Below are 14,347 nucleotides of genomic sequence, written 5' to 3'. Positions count from 1 at the left end.
CGTTGTCTCCGGTTCGCTTGTCTGTTCTGTTTTGTTCTGTTCTGTCTGGCGCTCGTGGTAATGGCGCAGCGCAGCATTATTTCGTGCCTTTTTTAACGCTAGGGGATTGACGAAAAAACGTCAATCTTTTCGTTGAGAGGAGTACGGCGGTCTCTTATCTTGCAGTCATCGCTTTGCCGCGCTCGTGACCTTCGGGACAGCCGGGAGAAGCCGATCTGAAAAAGAAAGGAGACGCAGGTGTCGAACTCACCTCTGAACATGCCATGCACGGGCAGCCTCGCAAACACCGGTTTCACCGGGCGTGATACATCCACCGCACAGTCCGAAGAGAACTGGTATCGCCCCGACATCCCACGCCAGACACTCAAGCAACTGATGAAGCGCAGCGACGCTGAAGGTCTGAAGAATTTCGGCCTGTGGATCGCGTTGCTGCTCGCATCGGGGGCGGCGGCGTTCTATGCGTGGGGCACGTGGTGGGCGATTCCGGCGTTTTTCGTCTACGGAACGATCTACTGTTCGAGCGACGCACGTTGGCATGAGCTTGCGCACGGCACGCCGTTTAAGACGCCGTGGCTGAACCAGGCCTTCTACCAGCTTTGTTCGTTCATGACGATCCGCGAGGCGACGCTCTGGCGCTGGAGTCACGCGCGGCATCACACGCATACGATCATGGTGGGACGCGATCCCGAGATTCAGGTATGCCGCCCGCCGCAACTCGTCACGATCCTGCTGGATTTCTTCTATCTGATTGGCGGCACCACCGAGATCGTCAAGACCGTGCGTCATGCATGCGGTTCGATCAGTCCGGAAGTCGCCGACTTTGTACCGGCGATGGAGCGCCGCAAGATGATCTGGATCAGCCGCTTCTACGTCGCCGTCATGGCCGCAGTAATCGGCTGGTGCTTCGTGATCCATAGCGTTCTGCCGCTGATGTTCGTGTGGACGCCGCGCTTTTACTGTGGCTGGTTCCACCAGACCCTCGGCCTCACGCAACACGCCGGCATGGCGATGAACGTTGCCGACCATCGGCTCAACACGCGCACGGTCTACATCAATCCGGTGTTCGCGTTTCTCTACATGAACATGCAGTACCACATTGAACATCACCTGCTACCGATGGTGCCGTATCACGCGCTGCCGAAACTGCACGAAGCGATCAAGACAGAGACGCCGCCTGCGTATCCGGGTCTCTGGTCGGTCTACAGGGAGATGATTCCGACCTTGATCCATCAGCGGCGAGATCGTTCCCACTTTATCCGTCGCCACGTGCCGCATCGCGAGCCAATGCGCTCGGCAACCTGAAAAACGTCCGGAACAGGGAGTATCTGAAATGGTGGATCAACGTGAATGGGTCGTCGCCTGCCAGACCGGCGACATCGATGAAGAAGACGTCGTGCGTTTCGATCATGGCGATGCAACCTTCGCCGTCTATCGTGTCGACGGCAAGTTCTACGCGTCCGACGGCTGGTGTACGCATGAGAAAGCCCATCTTGCCGACGGCTTCGTACTGGGTAACGCGATCGAATGTCCGCGGCATCAGGGGCGCTTCGATATTGCCAGCGGCAAGCCACTTTGCGCGCCGGTCTGTCAACAGCTGAAAACGCATCCGGTACGCATCGAAGGCGATGCGGTCCTGATCGGCGTGCCGACCGCGGAGTGATCATGGCAAGCGACGCACACATGGTCATCGTCGGGGCCGGCCTGGCTGGCGCCCGCGCCAGCGCCGAACTGCGCGAGGCGGGTTTTGATGGGCCGATTACGCTCATCGCCGGCGAACCGCATGCACCCTACGACAGGCCGCCGCTCTCCAAGGCAGTGCTGCTCAAGGAAAAATCGCCCGATGAGTGTGCGCTCTTCGGCGCAACCTTCTTTGCCGATCATGCGATCGATCTGAAGCTTGCAGCCAGTGCGGTCGAAATCGATCGTGCGGGACACGCGGTTCTCCTCGACAACGGTGAGCGCATCGGGTATAGGCGGCTGCTGATCGCGACCGGTGCGTCGCCCAGAATGTTGAGCGTGCCCGGGTCGGAATTGCCTGGCGTGGTCACACTGCGCACTGCCGAAGATGCTCGCGATCTCGCCGCACGGCTCCATCACGGACAACGTGTTGCGATCATCGGCGGCGGCTTTATCGGGCTCGAAGTGGCGGCAAGTGCTATCGCTGCCGGATGCAGTGTCACGGTCATCGAAGCCGGCGAGCGTCTGCTGATGCGCGCTGTGCCGCAGGAAATCGCTGCACGTATCGAAGCGCGGCACCGCGACGCCGGTGTGCAGTTCCGCTTTGGTGCGCGGTTGGCTGCCATCGCAGGTGCTCGTGCAGCTGAAGAGGTCCGTCTCGCCGACGGAGAGGTCATCCGCTGCGACACGGTTGTGGTCGGCATCGGCGCTGCGCCCCGTACGGCGTTAGCGCAGGCAGCAGGACTCGACGTCGCGGACGGTATCGTGGTCGACGACCGTCTGTGCACGAGCGATCCCGACATCTTCGCAGCGGGTGATGCGTGCTCGTTCCCGCATGCGCTGTACGGCTGCCGTGTGCGCCTCGAATGCTGGAAGAACGCTGAGGATCAAGGCCGCATCGCCGCGCGCAACATGCTCGGCGAAAACCTTCGTTACCGCGAAGTGCCGTGGTTCTGGTCCGATCAGTATGAGTTGTCGATTCAGATCGCAGGGCTTCCTGCATTCGGTCGTGGGACCGCCGTGCGCGAAGCGGTCGATGCGTTGTTGCTGTTTCATCTGTCGGCGGACGGATCGTTGATCGCGGCAAGCGGCGTCGGCCGGGCGGTCGGCCGCGATATCCGGATTGCACAAATGCTGATCGGCCGCCATGCCCGACTCTCCGCCGAAGAGCTCGCGGATCCGTCAGTGAAGCTCAAGTCGCTGCTTGTCGCCGAAGCGGCGTGAGCAGGACTCATCGCTCCAATACAAAGACACCATGAACCCCACTCTTCACATCGGCGTCAATATCGACGGCGTGCTGCATCGCGATGACATGCCGCCCGTCAGCGCTGAAACGCAATTCCGGATGATCGCTGACGCGGGCGTGTTCGACTATGTCGAGATGAATCCGCCCGAAGGCGTCGCACTTGCGCGCTATGTCGAGTTGAGCGAGCGCTACGCGTTGCCGGTTCGCGTGATCGGCGGCATCTTTTGTGCGGGCCGCGACGAAGCGCATCTGCGGCACGTGATCGAGTGGGCGCCGCGCTTCGGCTCGAAGGTACTGAATTGCCAGCTCTACGCGAATCATGCCGACGGACATCGCCTCACCGATGCCGAGGTCGCGCGGTTTTACGTGCAGGCATGCGAATGGGCGGCCCCGCTTGACTGCCTGCCGAGCCTCGAAGTGCACGTTGATATGTGGAATGAAGACTTCGGCCGGGTTAGCCGGGTTGGCGAACTGTTGGCGCGCGACGGCATTGCACTGCGCCTCACGCTCGATCATTCGCATCTGATCTTCAAGATCGGCAATGACGAAGAACTCGATGCATCAAGAATCCGTGCGTTGGTCGAGGCCGGCGAGATCGTGCTCGATCCCGATTCCCCTGATGCGATCTTCAAACAGTGGATCGCACGCGGCTGGGTTCATCACGCCCACGCGCGCAGTGTCACACCGAACAACCCGCGCAATTCCCGCATGCGTCGTCCCGATGGCAGACCTGGCCGCGGCATTCAATATCCGTTCGTGCGTCCGGCTGCGGATCAATGGGACGGTAGCTGGGATGAGGCAGCGCTTCTGCCGTGGAAGAACGCCGTACGGCATCTGCTCAACGCACGCGCACAAGGTGGAATTTCCACACCGCGGCACATCAGCTGCGAGTTCATCCCGTTTGCCGACTACGGCGGCGGTACGGGGTATTCGATCTTCGAGAATAACGTTGCATGCGCAGCATGGCTGCGCAACACATGGCTGGAGCAGACCGGCGGACAGACCGCCATAACGGCATGAACCTGAAAGAGAACCCATTCGTTCGCTATAACTGGAGACACAGATGACATTGACGAGTGACGACGCGCTGCAATTTTCCCTGAATCGCATGAGTGCACCGCGGCTGGCGTTTGCCGAATATGCCGCGCTTTGCCAGCGGCTCGCGGTTGATGCGATCGAGATCCGCAACGACCTCGAAGGCGTCGAGATCAACGACGGCACGCCTGCCGGTGATATCAAGGCACTTAGCCTGGCAGCGGGTCTGGCGATCCTGTCGATCAATGCGCTGCAGCGCTTTGATCGCTTCGATGCGACTCGCGCGAAGGAAGCACTGGCATTGTCGCGCTATGCCGCTGACTGCGGCGCTCGCGCGATTGTCCTGTGCCCGACCAACAGCCGGCAGGATCAACGCACGGCAAGCGAGCGTCACGCCGATCTGGTTAATGCGCTCAGGCAACTTAAGCCGATCCTCGACTATCACGAACTGCTCGGTCTGATCGAACCGCTCGGCTTCGAGGAATGCGCGGTGCGGCGTAAATCCGATGCGGTCAAGGCCATTTACGACGCGGCAGGCGAGCGCCATTTCCGGTTGGTGCACGACACGTTTCATCACCACCTGTCGGGCGAAGACATTTTCTTTCCGGACCTCACGGGTCTGATCCACGTGTCGGGCGTCGAGGATGGCGGCCTGCCCGTTGACCAGATGCGCGACGGGCACCGTGTGCTGGTCGGTGCGGACGATCGGCTCGGCAACATCCGTCAGCTGAACGAGCTGTTTGCGCGTGGCTACCGCGGCCACGTATCGTTCGAGCCGTTCGCCGAGGAAATCGCCGGCGCTGACGACATCGAGCGCCGCTTGCGCGACAGCATCGCTTATATCCGCGCGGGCGTCGAGTCGGCACAGGTGCGCAAGGCCGCGTAGCAGGGTCTTTCACGTCACGCATAGAAATAGATAGAGAACGTGAACGCCGCATGAAAGTTTGCCGCGCGGACCTTGGCATCAGACCGATAGGCCGCGCGGGTTCAATCAACTGATAGGAGACATGTCAATGAAATTCTTTACCCGATCCCTGCTCGCGTTGTCGTTCGCGGCGGTGCTGCCGATTTCCGCAATGGCAAGTACGACGATAGGCGTCTCGATGGCGCACTTCGACGACAACTTCCTGACCACGGTGCGCGACGCAATGGCGACCGAAGGTAAAGCGCACAAAGACATCAACCTTGACTTCGAGGATGCGCAAGGCGACGTGGGGCGGCAGGTCAGCCAGGTCGAGAGCTTCGTGTCGCAGCGGGTGGCGGCGATCATCGTCAATCCCGCCGACGCGGCGGCAACCAGACGAATGACCGACACCGCACGCAAGGCCGGTATCCCGATCGTCTACGTCAATCGCAAGCCGGATGAGCCGATGGGCAACGGCGCCTGGTTCGTCGGCTCGGACAGCCTCGTGGCCGGGCATCTGCAAATGGATTACCTCGCGAAGCAACTCAAAGGCAAAGGCAATATCGCCATCATGCTCGGTGAGCTGTCGACCGATGCAACGCGGGACCGTACGCGCGGGGTGAAGGATATCGTCGCGAAGAATCCGGGCATCAAGATCGTCGAGGAGCAAACCGCGAACTTCGACCGCAGCCAGGGCATCAACCTGATGAGCCAGTGGCTGAGCTCCGGCAAGAAGTTCGATGCGATCGCCGCGAACAACGACGAGATGGCGCTCGGCGCGTTGATTGCGATGAAGCAGGCCGGCGTCTCGCCGAAAAGCGTGCTGGTCGGCGGGGTAGATGCGACCAAGGAAGCTTTGAACGCGATGGCCAAGGGCGATCTCGCTGTCACCGTGTTCCAGGACGCGCGAGGGCAGGGCAAGGCTGCGGTCGATACCGCGATCAAGGTGGCCGGCGGCGACAAGAGCGTGCCCAAAGAAGACTGGATCCCTTATCAACTCGTCACACCGGATAACTACAAGAGCTTTCTGAACAAATAGCCCGCATGACCTCGGGGCGCCGCGCGCGCCCCGTTTCATCCACAGAGGGAGTGCCACTATGTCAGATCTCACCATGAGAGCGCAGGCCGCTCGGACGGAACACGTCGCTACGTCGGCGGCGCACGAGCCGATCTTCGCCGCCCGCAAGATCCGCAAAGCCTTTCCCGGCGTGATCGCGCTCGACGACGTGTCGATCGACATCCACGCCGGCCGGGTGCATGCGCTGATGGGCGAAAACGGCGCCGGCAAGTCGACGATGATGAAAATCATCGCGGGCGTCTATTTTCCCGATGACGGCTCGTTGCATTTCAAAGGCAAACCGATTGCGCTGAAGTCACCGCGCGACGCACTCGACCGCGGTATAGCGATGATTCACCAGGAGCTGAATCTGCTGCCCTGCATGACGGTGGCGGAGAACATCTGGATCGGCCGCGAGCCGCGCAATCTGCTGGGCCTGATCGACCATCGCGCGCTGAACCGGTGCACCGGCGAACTGTTCGCGCAACTCGGCATCGAGATCGATCCGCAGGTGCAACTGGGCAGCCTGAGTATTGCGAACCGCCAGATGGTGGAAATCGCCAAGGCGGTGTCCTTCGACTCCGATCTGCTGATCATGGACGAACCGACCTCGGCGATCACCGACAAGGAAGTCGAGCATCTGTTCCGGATCATCGGCGAGCTGAAGGTGCAAGGCAAGGCGATCATCTACATCACGCACAAGATGGATGAGGTGTTCCAGATCGCCGACGATATTTCGATCTTCCGGGACGGTCACCATATCGTGACGCGCACGGCGAAAGAGTTTGACAAGCAATCGCTGATTGCGGCGATGGTGGGCCGTGAACTCACGCAGGTCTTTCCCAAGATGGAAGTCGAGCTCGGCGAAGTAGCACTCGCCGTGCGCAACCTCGGCCGCCGCGGGGCATTCTCGAACGTCAGCTTCGACCTTCGGTACGGCGAGATTCTCGGCGTGGCCGGTCTGATGGGGTCCGGGCGCACGGAGGTGATGGAATCGATCTTCGGCATCTATCCGGCGGACGAAGGCGAAGTGCTTTTCGACGGCAGACGCCGGGCGATTCGTTCTCCGCAACAGGCGATCGCCGCGGGTGTTGCGTTTCTCACCGAGGATCGCAAGAGTACTGGGCTGTTCCTTCAGCTTTCCGTCGGCGAAAATATGCAGATTTCGGCGTTGCGCCGCAATTGCGCGCTGGGCTTCGTCCGGCAAAAGCGCGTGAACGTTTCGTGCGCCGATATGTGCCGTCAACTGAAGGTCAAGACGCCCGGCCTGCACGAAGTCATCGAGAACCTGAGCGGCGGCAACCAGCAGAAAGTACTGCTCGCGCGCTGGCTGTTGAACAAACCGAAGATCCTGATCCTCGATGAGCCGACGCGCGGCGTCGACGTCGGCGCGAAGGCGGAGATCCATACGCTGATCACGCAGCTCGCAAGGGAGGGTGTCGCGATCATCATGATCTCGTCTGAACTGCCTGAAGTGATGGGCATGAGCGACCGGATCGTGGTGATGCACGAGGGTACCGTCAGCGGTGTTCTGCCTCGTGCGAGCGCGACGCAGGAAAGCATCATGGCGCTCGCTTCCGGCGAGCAGCCTGAATCAGCGGTAACGGCAACAACCATCTTGCATGGGACCGGAGTAAGCGCTAAAGCGCTAACTCCGATCGACAGCGTTGCATGGGACCGGAGTAAGCGCTAAAGCGCTAACTCCGATCGACACAGGAGACAACTATGCGTAACTCAGCAATCCTCACTCCGGACATTCAGCGTCCTGCTCCACGTAACTGGCGCTTACCGCAGGAGACCAGCATTCTGCTCGTGCTGCTCGGTATCGCGCTGGTCTTCGAAGCGCTCGGCTGGATCGAGCGCGGCCAATCGTTTCTCTACAACCCGCAGGGCCTGCTGATCATGGTGTTGCGCGTGTCCGAAATTGGGCTGATCGCTGTCGGCGTGACGATGATCATCATCGCGGGCGGCATCGATCTGTCATCCGGGTCCGTGGTCGCGCTATCCGCGATGATTGCCGGCAGCCTCGCGCAGACATCGGGTTTCGGGCGCACGGTGTTTCCAGGACTCGTCGATCTGCCGGTGCTCGTGCCGGTTGCGGTGGGTGTGCTGACGGGCGGAATTTGCGGCCTGATCAACGGTACGTTGATCGTGCGCACCGGTGTGCCGCCCTTCATCGTCACGCTCGGCATGATGGTGTCGGCGCGTGGACTGGCGCGCTACTACACGCACGGCCAACCCATCAGCATGTTCACCGACGCGTACTCGGCAATCGGCAGCGGCGCGAAGCCGGTGGCGATCTTTCTGCTGGCTGCGCTCGTCTTCCACATCGTGCTGCGCTACACGCGTTTCGGTAAATGCCTGTATGCGATCGGCGGCAATGTGCAGGCGGCGCGCGTGTCGGGCATCGGCGTCGGGCGCAATCTGGTGGCCGTCTACACGATTGCCGGGCTGCTGACGGGGCTGGCTGGTGTGGTCGTCTCGGCGCGCGCGCAGACGAGCCAGTCCGGCATGGGCATGTCATATGAACTCGACGCCATTGCCGCGGCCGTGATCGGCGGCACCAGTCTCGCCGGCGGCGTGGGTCGGATCACCGGCGCGGTGATCGGCGCATTGATCCTCGGCGTGATCTCGAGCGGCTTCACCTTTCTGGGCATCGACTCGTACATCCAGGAAATCGTCAAGGGAATGATTATCGTCGCGGCCGTGATCGCCGACCAATACCGCAAGCGGCGTGCCCGCTAAGCAACGCTATCCATCCGTCATCTATTTCGGTGCAATCGCATATGAACCATCCCACCTCTTTCGCTACAGACCGGCCACTGGACATCGTCTGTCTGGGCCGCCTCGCGGTCGACCTCTATGCGCAACAAATCGGTGCCCGGCTCGAAGACGTCACCAGCTTTTCACGGTATCTGGGCGGCTCGTCGGCCAACATCGCGTTCGGCTGCGCCCGCCTGGGATTGAAGTCAGCCATGCTTTCGCGCGTCGGTAATGACCACATGGGCCGGTTCCTCGTCGGCGCGCTGGCAAAGGAAGGCTGCGACGTCAGCCACGTGAAGACCGACATGGAGCGTCTGACGGCACTCGTGCTGCTCGGTCTGAAAGATCGCAGCACATTCCCGCTCGTGTTTCATCGCGAAAACTGCGCCGACATGGCGCTCGACGAGACGGACTTCGACGAAGCGTTCATCGCTTCCAGCAAGGCGCTGCTGATTACCGGGACGCATTTCTCGACTGAAGGGGTGCATCGCGCGAGCATGACGGCGCTTGACTATGCGCGGCGCAACGGTGTGCGCACCGTGCTCGATATCGACTATCGGCCGGTGCTGTGGGGTCTGACGGGCAAAGCGGACGGCGAAACGCGCTTTATCGCCGACGGCAGCGTGAGCGCGCATCTGCGTGGCATCTTGCCGAAGTTTGATCTGATCGTCGGCACGGAAGAGGAGTTCTGCATCGCCGGCGGGTTCGAAGATCTGCTCGAAGCCCTGCGCTCGGTGCGCGCCGTGAGTACGGCCACGCTGGTCGTCAAACGCGGCCCGCTGGGTTGCACGGTGATCGACGGCCAGATTCCGGCAGACCTCAATGGAGACCGGCATTTTCGTGGCGTTGAGGTCGAGGTCATAAATGTACTCGGTGCGGGTGATGCGTTTATCTCCGGCTTTCTCAAAGGATGGCTAACAGGCGCCGACTATGCAATTTGCTGCGCCTATGCAAACGCCTGTGGCGCGCTCGTCGTATCGCGCCACGCCTGCGCACCGGCCATGCCCACGCCGGCCGAACTGGAGTACTTCCTCGCCCACGCCGACCGTTTGCGCCGTCCCGATCAAGACGCGGCGCTCGCACGTCTGCATCGTGTGAGCGTGCCGCGCAAGCACTGGGACGAAGTGCTCGGCTTCGCGTTCGACCATCGCAATCAGTTCTTCGAAATGGCGCAGCGGGCTGGCGCCGATGAAGCGCGCATTGCGACGCTCAAGCAGCTTTTCGTGCGAGCGGTCGAAGAAACCGAAATGGCCGGTGGCTACGCCGGCAGGATCGCGGTGCTGATCGACGACCGCTATGGACAGGATGCGTTAAACGCGGCAACGGGCCGTGGCTGGTGGATCGGCCGCCCCGTCGAGTTGCCCGGATCGAACCCGCTGGAATTCGAACATGGCCGCTCGATCGGTACGGCGCTCACAAGCTGGCCTGGCGAGCACATCGTCAAATGCCTGGTTCAATACCATCCGGACGATGAAGCGCTGCATCGGCTCGAGCAGGAAAGCCAGCTTCGTGCGCTCTATGACGCGACGCAGGCAAGCGGTCACGAACTGCTGCTCGAAGTGATTCCGCCGAAGGATCGCCCACAGGCGCAGGACACTGTGCATCGGGCACTCAAGCGCCTCTATAACCTTGGTATTTATCCCGACTGGTGGAAGCTGGAGCCGATGAGTGCAGACGCATGGCGCGACATCGATGCACTGATCGAGGAACGCGATCCCTACTGCCGTGGTGTTGTGCTACTAGGCCTGAATGCGCCGGTTGCTCAGTTGGCTGAAGGCTTCGAGGCGGCGCGCTCGAGCACGACATGCCGCGGGTTTACCGTGGGCCGCACGATCTTCCAGGAACCGGGCCGGGCCTGGCTCGCGGGTGAGATCGACGATCGGATGCTGATCGACCAGGTGCGCAGCAACTTCGAGACGTTGATCGGCCTGTGGCGAACATCGCGTAACCCCATCACGGAAGTGCCGCGTGAGGAGCAAGCCGCATGACGCGCACCGTCCGACTGACTACCGCACAGGCGCTCGTCAAGTATCTGGCCGCGTTGCGTGCGCCAGCCGATGACGACCGGGCTACGCCCGTCCCGTTGTTTGGCGGCGTATTCGCGATCTTCGGACACGGCAACGTCGCGGGACTCGGCGAAGCGCTGTATCAGCAGCGTGACGCGTTGCCCACTTTGCGTGCGCACAACGAGCAGGCCATGGCTCACGCCGCGATTGCCTATGCGAAGGCGCATATGCGGCGCCGGATGATGGCTTGTACGTCGTCGATTGGTCCAGGCGCCACCAATCTGGTTACCGCGGCGGCGCTTGCGCACGTGAATCGTTTGCCGGTACTGCTGTTGCCTGGCGATACCTTCGTTTCACGCGCGCCTGATCCGGTCCTGCAGCAAATCGAAGACTTTCACGACGGGACGGTCTCCGCCAATGATTGCCTGAAACCCGTGTCGCGCTATTTCGACCGGATCGTCGCGCCGGAGCAATTGCTGAGCGCGCTGCCGCGGGCGGTGCGCATGCTGACCGATCCGGCGCTGTGTGGTCCGGTCACGCTGGCGTTGCCGCAGGACGTGCAGACGCATGCATACGACTATCCGGTCGAATTCTTCGAGCCTGCTGTGGTGAGTTTTCGTGCGCCGTCACCTGAGCAGGATCAACTGGCCGCGGCCGCCGCGGCGATACGCGCGGCGCAGCGTCCGTTGATCGTGGCCGGCGGCGGCGTGCTGTACGGGCGGGCCAGTGCCGCGCTGCGCGCGTTTTGTGAGCGGCACGGCGTGCCCGTGTGCGAAACGCAGGCCGGCAAAGGCGCGTTGAGCTGGGATCATCCGCTGCAACTGGGCTCGGTCGGCGTCACCGGCTCACCAGCCGCCAATACGCTCGCTCGGGAAGCGGATGTCGTGATCGCCATCGGTACGCGCTTGCAGGACTTCACCACTGGGTCCCATTCGCTGTTCGGGCAAGCGCGCGTCGTGACGATCAACGTGAATGCGTTCGATGCGGGCAAGGCGCGCGGCATAGCGTTGCTCGCCGATGCGCGGCTCGCACTCGATGCGCTGTCGCGCGAATTGTCCGCTGCAACGCCTGAAACGAAGGGCGCATGGCGAAGCAGCGTGGCGTGGCAGGACAGGGCGCGCACAGCCGCCGATAGCTGGCGCGCAACGGTCAGCAAGATCACCGGCCGGCGTGAACTAGCGCCGGACCAATTGCCGTACGACGGCAACGTGATCGGCGCGGTACAGCGTTCACACGCGGATTCGCCGTCGCACGATATCGTCGTTTGCGCGGCGGGCACGCTGCCTGCGGAGCTGCACAAGCTATGGCGCACCACGCGGCCGGGCGGTTATCACGTGGAGTATGGCTACTCGTGCATGGGCTACGAGATCGCGGGCGGTCTGGGTGTCAAGCTGGCGCAGCCGGATCGAGAAGTGATCGTGATGGTCGGCGACGGCAGCTATCTGATGATGAACAGCGAGATTGCCACGTCGGTGATGCTCGGCGCGAAGCTCATCATCGTCGTACTCGATAACCGCGGCTATGGTTGCATCAATCGTCTGCAACAGGCGTGCGGCAGCGCACCGTTCAACAATCTTCTGGACGACTGTGTTCAGGGGCCGCTCGGCGCGCCACAGATCGACTTCGCCGCCCATGCCGCGTCCCTCGGCGCGGGCGCCGAACACGTGGCAAGCCTCGCCGAACTCGCACCCGCGCTCGAGCGTGCACGCGATTCCGATCGCACCTATGTGATCTGTATCGACACGGACCCCGCTCGCACAACGGCCGAAGGCGGCTGCTGGTGGGAAGTCGCGGTACCCGAAGTGTCCTCCCGCGATGAGGTGCGGGCGGCACGCGCGGATTATGAACGGAGCAAGCAACAGCAAAAGAGCCCGCTATGACGAATTCCTTCGATGTAAAAATCGGCATCAATCCTATCTCGTGGTTCAACGACGATCTGCCTTCGCTCGGTCGCGAGACGCCACTCGAGGTCGCGCTCACCGAGGGCCGGGAAATCGGCTATCAAGGTTTCGAACTAGGCAACAAGTTTCCGCGCGAACCGCGCGCGTTGCGCGAGGTGCTGTCGCGTCATCAGCTCGAACTGGTGTCGGGCTGGTACTCGGGGCGTCTCGCCGAACGTAGCGCTGATAAGGAAATCGCCGCGCTCGGTTCGCATCTCGCGCTGCTTGCACAGGGCGGTGCGAAGGTGATGGTCTACGGCGAGGTCGCCGGCTCGATCCAGGGCGAACGTAACGTCCCGCTCCTCAAGCGCCCGCGTTTCTTTACGGACGAGCAGTGGCGGCGCTACGCGGACCGGTTGGACACGGTGGCGCGGTACACGCTTTCGCACGGTGTACGCCTCGCTTATCACCATCACATGGGCGCTTATGTCGAAACACCGGAAGACGTCGACCGTCTGATGGCGCTCACCTGCGACGACGTCGGCTTGCTGTTCGATAGCGGTCATGCAGCATTCGCCGGGAGCAAGACGACATACAGCGGCGCTGCGCCCCTGGAAATGCTCACCCGACATATCGCCCGCGTTTGCCACGTCCATTTCAAGGACGTCCGGCCTGAGATCGTCGAAATTGCGCGCAACCGTCAATGGAGTTTCCTCGATGCTGTGATTAACGGCGCCTTCACGGTGCCGGGCGACGGAGCGATCGACTTCGCGCCTTTAATCCGGCAACTACGCGATCACGGCTATCGCGGCTGGCTCGTCGTCGAAGCCGAGCAGGACCCGGCGGTGGCGCCGAGCCTTGCGTACGCGCAAAGCGGCTATCGGCATCTGCGTGCGCTGGTCGATCGTGCCGCCGCGCAGCGGGAGGCCGCATGAGCCTGCTCGTCAAGGGAAAGCCGGCGGGGCGCGAGATTGTCACAGTCACGCCTGATAGCGCCGGATGGCGTCACGTTGGTTTTGCCGCTCAACGGCTCGCGCGTGGCGAACAGGTGACGTTCAATACCGGCGCGACCGAGATGTGTGTGGTCGTGCTCACGGGCGTGGTCAGTGTCGGCATGCCAGAGCAGACGTGGCGCGAGATCGGCGCGCGACGCAGCGTCTTCGAGGCGCGCTCGCCGTATGCCGTCTACGTGCCACCCCATACCGCAGTGTCGATCGACGCGCACGACGATGCCGAAATCGCACTGGCCAGCGCGCCGGCCGAAGGGCGGTACGAAGCTCGCCTGATCGAGCCGGACACGATTGCCCGTTCGGTGCGCGGCAGTGGAACGAATACGCGCTACGTTTGCGACATTCTTCCTCAAACCGAGCCCGCCGAGTCGTTGCTGGTAGTCGAGGTGCTGACACCAGCGGGACACGCGTCGAGCTATCCGCCGCACAAGCACGACGTGGACGATATACCGGTGGAAAGCTACCTGGAAGAGACCTATTACCACCGCCTCAATCCGCCGCAAGGCTTCGCCTTCCAGCGTGTCTATACCGACGCGCGCGACATCGATGAAGCGCTGGCGGTCGAGGATCACGACGTGGTCATGGTGCCGCGCGGCTATCACCCGGTGGTGATGCCGCATGGCTACGACGGCTACTACCTGAACGTGATGGCTGGGCCGAAGCGCGCGTGGCACTTCAAGAACGATCCCGCTCACGAGTGGATGTTGTCGCGATAGCCGGGAATCGCGATTCCCGTAGTTGTTTTTTGTAATCTATGAGAAGGATGCCT

12 protein-coding genes are annotated in these 14,347 nt (G+C 62.0%); all 12 read left to right on the top strand.

Translation table 11 applies throughout. The features are described from left to right. Nucleotides 1-237: 237 nt before the first annotated feature. The 12 genes from AC07WT_RS12030 to iolB all read left to right on the top strand — a co-directional run bounded on the left by AC07WT_RS12030 (nucleotide 238) and on the right by iolB (nucleotide 14,294). Nucleotides 238-1,302: a fatty acid desaturase gene (locus tag AC07WT_RS12030; protein WP_494947260.1), complete on the top strand. Its 1,065-nt coding sequence runs from the start codon at nucleotides 238-240 to the stop codon at nucleotides 1,300-1,302. 28 nt (nucleotides 1,303-1,330) lie between these two features. Continuing rightward, nucleotides 1,331-1,660, top strand: a complete 330-nt coding sequence (locus tag AC07WT_RS12025; protein ID WP_154559627.1) for a non-heme iron oxygenase ferredoxin subunit — start codon at nucleotides 1,331-1,333, stop codon at nucleotides 1,658-1,660. 2 nt (nucleotides 1,661-1,662) lie between these two features. After that, the gene (locus AC07WT_RS12020) at nucleotides 1,663-2,901 is read left to right on the top strand and encodes an NAD(P)/FAD-dependent oxidoreductase (RefSeq protein WP_494947259.1); all 1,239 of its coding nucleotides are present in this window, start codon (nucleotides 1,663-1,665) and stop codon (nucleotides 2,899-2,901) included. Between the two features lie 31 nt (nucleotides 2,902-2,932). Further along, on the top strand, nucleotides 2,933-3,943 hold the full coding sequence (locus AC07WT_RS12015) for a xylose isomerase (RefSeq protein WP_494947258.1): 1,011 nt from the start codon (nucleotides 2,933-2,935) through the stop codon (nucleotides 3,941-3,943). Nucleotides 3,944-3,986: 43 nt separating this feature from the next. Next, nucleotides 3,987-4,844, top strand: coding sequence for a TIM barrel protein (locus AC07WT_RS12010; RefSeq protein WP_494947257.1), 858 nt, complete (start codon nucleotides 3,987-3,989; stop codon nucleotides 4,842-4,844). 127 nt (nucleotides 4,845-4,971) lie between these two features. Next, nucleotides 4,972-5,901 carry a sugar ABC transporter substrate-binding protein gene (locus AC07WT_RS12005; protein WP_494947256.1) on the top strand — a complete coding sequence of 310 codons (930 nt, stop codon included), beginning with the start codon at nucleotides 4,972-4,974 and terminating at the stop codon, nucleotides 5,899-5,901. Nucleotides 5,902-5,959: 58 nt separating this feature from the next. After that, nucleotides 5,960-7,612, top strand: coding sequence for a sugar ABC transporter ATP-binding protein (locus tag AC07WT_RS12000; protein WP_494947255.1), 1,653 nt, complete (start codon nucleotides 5,960-5,962; stop codon nucleotides 7,610-7,612). 32 nt (nucleotides 7,613-7,644) lie between these two features. Further along, nucleotides 7,645-8,664: an ABC transporter permease gene (locus tag AC07WT_RS11995; RefSeq protein WP_494947254.1), complete on the top strand. Its 1,020-nt coding sequence runs from the start codon at nucleotides 7,645-7,647 to the stop codon at nucleotides 8,662-8,664. A gap of 41 nt (nucleotides 8,665-8,705) precedes the next feature. After that, nucleotides 8,706-10,670: a bifunctional 5-dehydro-2-deoxygluconokinase/5-dehydro-2-deoxyphosphogluconate aldolase gene (locus AC07WT_RS11990; RefSeq protein WP_494947253.1), complete on the top strand. Its 1,965-nt coding sequence runs from the start codon at nucleotides 8,706-8,708 to the stop codon at nucleotides 10,668-10,670. Then, nucleotides 10,667-12,568 (top strand): 3D-(3,5/4)-trihydroxycyclohexane-1,2-dione acylhydrolase (decyclizing), encoded by a 1,902-nt coding sequence (gene iolD / locus AC07WT_RS11985; RefSeq protein WP_494947252.1) that lies wholly within the window; start codon nucleotides 10,667-10,669, stop codon nucleotides 12,566-12,568. The genes AC07WT_RS11990 and iolD overlap by 4 nt, the downstream gene beginning before the upstream one ends. Further along, nucleotides 12,565-13,503: a myo-inosose-2 dehydratase gene (iolE, locus tag AC07WT_RS11980; protein ID WP_494947251.1), complete on the top strand. Its 939-nt coding sequence runs from the start codon at nucleotides 12,565-12,567 to the stop codon at nucleotides 13,501-13,503. The genes iolD and iolE overlap by 4 nt, the downstream gene beginning before the upstream one ends. Continuing rightward, complete coding sequence (gene iolB / locus AC07WT_RS11975; RefSeq protein WP_494947250.1) at nucleotides 13,500-14,294, top strand: 5-deoxy-glucuronate isomerase; 795 nt, start codon at nucleotides 13,500-13,502, stop codon at nucleotides 14,292-14,294. Before iolE ends, iolB begins: the two co-directional genes overlap by 4 nt. Nucleotides 14,295-14,347: the final 53 nt, after the last annotated feature.

Source organism: Paraburkholderia sp. GW821-FHT02A12, from assembly GCF_059422005.1.
The sequence above is the reverse complement of the archived record's forward strand: the minus strand, read 5'-3'. Positions and strand labels throughout refer to the sequence as shown.

Coding starts and splice junctions, on each gene's coding strand:
- AC07WT_RS12025 (WP_154559627.1), top strand. CDS start 1,331: ATGGTGGATCAACGTGAATGGGTCGTCGCCTGCCAGACCGGCGACATC.
- AC07WT_RS12020 (WP_494947259.1), top strand. CDS start 1,663: ATGGCAAGCGACGCACACATGGTCATCGTCGGGGCCGGCCTGGCTGGC.
- AC07WT_RS12015 (WP_494947258.1), top strand. CDS start 2,933: ATGAACCCCACTCTTCACATCGGCGTCAATATCGACGGCGTGCTGCAT.
- AC07WT_RS12010 (WP_494947257.1), top strand. CDS start 3,987: ATGACATTGACGAGTGACGACGCGCTGCAATTTTCCCTGAATCGCATG.
- AC07WT_RS12005 (WP_494947256.1), top strand. CDS start 4,972: ATGAAATTCTTTACCCGATCCCTGCTCGCGTTGTCGTTCGCGGCGGTG.
- AC07WT_RS12000 (WP_494947255.1), top strand. CDS start 5,960: ATGTCAGATCTCACCATGAGAGCGCAGGCCGCTCGGACGGAACACGTC.
- AC07WT_RS11995 (WP_494947254.1), top strand. CDS start 7,645: ATGCGTAACTCAGCAATCCTCACTCCGGACATTCAGCGTCCTGCTCCA.
- AC07WT_RS11990 (WP_494947253.1), top strand. CDS start 8,706: ATGAACCATCCCACCTCTTTCGCTACAGACCGGCCACTGGACATCGTC.
- iolD (WP_494947252.1), top strand. CDS start 10,667: ATGACGCGCACCGTCCGACTGACTACCGCACAGGCGCTCGTCAAGTAT.
- iolE (WP_494947251.1), top strand. CDS start 12,565: ATGACGAATTCCTTCGATGTAAAAATCGGCATCAATCCTATCTCGTGG.
- iolB (WP_494947250.1), top strand. CDS start 13,500: ATGAGCCTGCTCGTCAAGGGAAAGCCGGCGGGGCGCGAGATTGTCACA.